Annotated in this window: 4 protein-coding genes; all 4 read left to right on the forward strand. The window is 64.4% G+C overall.

Going from position 1 to position 2,669, the window contains the following annotated elements; genetic code table 11:
- On the forward strand, positions 1–75 hold a 75-nt coding region (locus IEX64_RS24030; RefSeq protein WP_188823975.1), incomplete at its 5' end, for an acyl-CoA dehydrogenase family protein.
- Positions 75–1,118 (forward strand): enoyl-CoA hydratase/isomerase family protein, encoded by a 1,044-nt coding sequence (locus tag IEX64_RS24035; RefSeq protein ID WP_188823968.1) that lies wholly within the window; start codon positions 75–77, stop codon positions 1,116–1,118. The genes IEX64_RS24030 and IEX64_RS24035, both read left to right, overlap by 1 nt.
- Positions 1,115–1,909 carry an enoyl-CoA hydratase-related protein gene (locus tag IEX64_RS24040; protein WP_188823970.1) on the forward strand — a complete coding sequence of 265 codons (795 nt, stop codon included), beginning with the start codon at positions 1,115–1,117 and terminating at the stop codon, positions 1,907–1,909. The genes IEX64_RS24035 and IEX64_RS24040 overlap by 4 nt, the downstream gene beginning before the upstream one ends.
- 98 nt (positions 1,910–2,007) lie before the next feature.
- Positions 2,008–2,669: 3-hydroxyisobutyrate dehydrogenase (mmsB, locus tag IEX64_RS24045; protein ID WP_188823973.1), on the forward strand; the 662-nt coding region annotated here is incomplete at its 3' end.

The following is a 2,669-nucleotide window of genomic DNA, read 5'->3' on the forward strand; positions in this document are numbered from 1 at the left end:
CTGCGCGTCCACCGCATCCTCGAGGGCACCAACGAGGTGATGCGCATGATCATCGGCCGGGACCTGCTGAAGTAATGCCCGACGAACTGCTGATCCGCCGCGACGGTGTCGCGGGCGTTATTTCGCTCAACCGGCCCAAGGCGATCCACGCCCTGACCCTCGGCATGTGCCAGGGGATGATGGAAACGCTGAGCCAGTGGGCAGGCGATCCAGCGGTCAAGGCGGTGATCCTCGATCACTCCGAAGGCCGCGGCTTCTGCTCTGGCGGGGACATCAACCTGCTGCGCCAGTCGGCTCTCACCGACGAGGGCGTTTCCGGTCGCAAGTTCTTCTTCGACGAGTACCGACTCAACCACCAGCTTTTCACCTACGACAAGCCGGTGGTCGCTTTCATGGACGGCATCACCATGGGCGGCGGCGTCGGTATCTCGCAGCCTGCGAAGTACCGCGTCGCGACCGAGAACACCCGCTTCGCCATGCCCGAGACCGGCATCGGCCTGTTCCCGGACGTGGGGGGCGGCTGGTATCTCTCGCGCTTGGATGGTCGCGTGGGTCAGTTTCTCGCGCTCACCGGCGCGCGGCTGAAGGGCGAGGAATGCCTCTGGGCCGGTCTCGCCACGCACTACCTTCCAAGCGAGGCGCTGGAAGAAGCCAAGAAGCGCATTGCCGCCGGGCACGAGATTGCCGGTGTGCTGAGCGCGCTGGCGGTAACTCCGCCCGAGCCGCAGATCGCCAGGAATGCGGGCGCGATCCGCAAGCACTTCGCCTTCGATACGCTGGAAGAGGTGCTCGCCTCGCTCGAGGGCGACGACAGCGAATGGGCGGCCAAGGAACTGGCGACGCTGCGCACCAAGAGCCCGCAGGCCTGCAAGGTCTCGCTGCGCCAGCTGTCCGAATCCGGGAAGCTGGAAACCTTCGCCCAGAACATGGCGATGGAATACCGCATCGGCAGCCGGGTGCTGGTCCTGCCGGACTTCGCCGAAGGCGTGCGCGCGGTGATCGTCGACAAGGATCACGCGCCGAAATGGAACCCTGCCACGCCTGAAGGCGTGAGCGACGAAATGCTGGACGCGATCTTCGCGCCGCTCCCCACGGAAGAGGAATGGAAGCCGCTATGAGCCCCGAAACCACTTACGAAACGATCCTCGTCGAACAGAAGGGTGCCGTTACCCTCATCACGCTCAATCGTCCCAAGGCGCTCAACGCGCTCAATTCGACAGTACTCGCCGAACTGACCGATGCCTTCGCCAAGTTCGAGGCCGACAAGAGCCAGGGCTGCGCGGTCATCACCGGTTCGGGTGACAAGGCCTTCGCGGCCGGTGCCGATATCAAGGAAATGGTCGAGAAGTCGGGCGCCGAATTCTTCCTCGAAGACTTCTTCGCCGGCTGGCAGGCGGATATCGTGCGCCGCACCCGCAAGCCCTGGATCGCGGCCGTGAACGGCTTTGCGCTGGGCGGGGGCTGCGAGCTGGCGATGATGGCCGATTTCATCATTGCCTCGGAAACGGCGCAGTTCGGCCAGCCCGAAATCAAGCTGGCGGTTGCGCCCGGCATGGGCGGTTCGCAGCGCCTGACTCGCGCGGTAGGCAAGGCCAAGGCGATGGACATGTGCCTGACCGGCCGCAACATGGGCGCCGAGGAAGCCGAGCGTTCGGGCCTCGTCAGCCGCATCGTTCCCGCCGATCAGCTTCTCGACGAGGCTCTCAAGGCGGCCGGCAAGATCGCCGCGATGCCGCCGCTCGCCGCGATGATCAACAAGGAGATGGTCAACGTCGCGTTCGAGACGACGCTCGACCAAGGCCTGCTGGCCGAACGCCGCATGTTCCAGATCTTGACCGCGACCGAAGACAAGGTCGAAGGCATGACGGCCTTCGTCGAGAAGCGTCCGGGCGTCTGGAAAGGCAAGTAAGCAAACCTCTTGCGGCAGCTGGCCTTTTGGCTGGCTGCCCACCGGCACCGGACTGCCCCGGAACCGGCACGAACCAATGCATTTCCCTGGAGACTGACATGAAGACGATCGCGTTCATCGGCCTTGGCAACATGGGTGGCGGCATGGCTGCAAACCTCGTCACCGCCGGCTACAAGGTCCGCGCCTTCGATCTCTCCGAGGAAGCGCGGGCGAAGGCGAAGGAAAATGGCTGCGTGCTGTTCTCGACCGTCTCTGAAGCGGTCGCCGAGGCCGATGCGGTCGTCACGATGCTGCCCAACGGCAAGATCGTAAAGTCGGTCTACACCGGCGAGGTGATCGGCAAGGCACCCAAGGGGGCGTTGTTCCTCGACTGCTCGACGATCGACGTCGCCACCACGCGCGAAGTCGCCGAACTGGCTGAAAACGCGGGCTACACGATGGTCGATGCCCCGGTATCGGGCGGCATCGCGGCAGCCAACGGCGGCTCGCTCACCTTCATGGTCGGCGGAACGTCGGAAGCCTTCGCACAGGCGCAGGCTGTGCTGGAGCCGATGTCCAAGGCGGTGATCCACGCCGGGCAGACCGGCAGCGGGCAGGTTGCCAAGATGTGCAACAACATGCTGCTGGCGATCCACATGATAGGCACTTGCGAGGCCATGGCGCTGGCCAAGAAGGCCGGGCTGGCGCCGCAGAAGTTCTACGAGATCAGTTCCAAGTCGACCGGCTACAACTGGTCGCTCAACGATTATACGCCGGTACC

This window comes from Novosphingobium indicum (genome assembly GCF_014645195.1).
Taxonomy (GTDB): domain Bacteria; phylum Pseudomonadota; class Alphaproteobacteria; order Sphingomonadales; family Sphingomonadaceae; genus Novosphingobium; species Novosphingobium indicum.

Excerpts from the sequence above, each read along its gene's own strand:
- IEX64_RS24035 (WP_188823968.1), top strand. The coding sequence starts at position 75 with ATGCCCGACGAACTGCTGATCCGCCGCGACGGTGTCGCGGGCGTTATT.
- IEX64_RS24040 (WP_188823970.1), top strand. The coding sequence starts at position 1,115 with ATGAGCCCCGAAACCACTTACGAAACGATCCTCGTCGAACAGAAGGGT.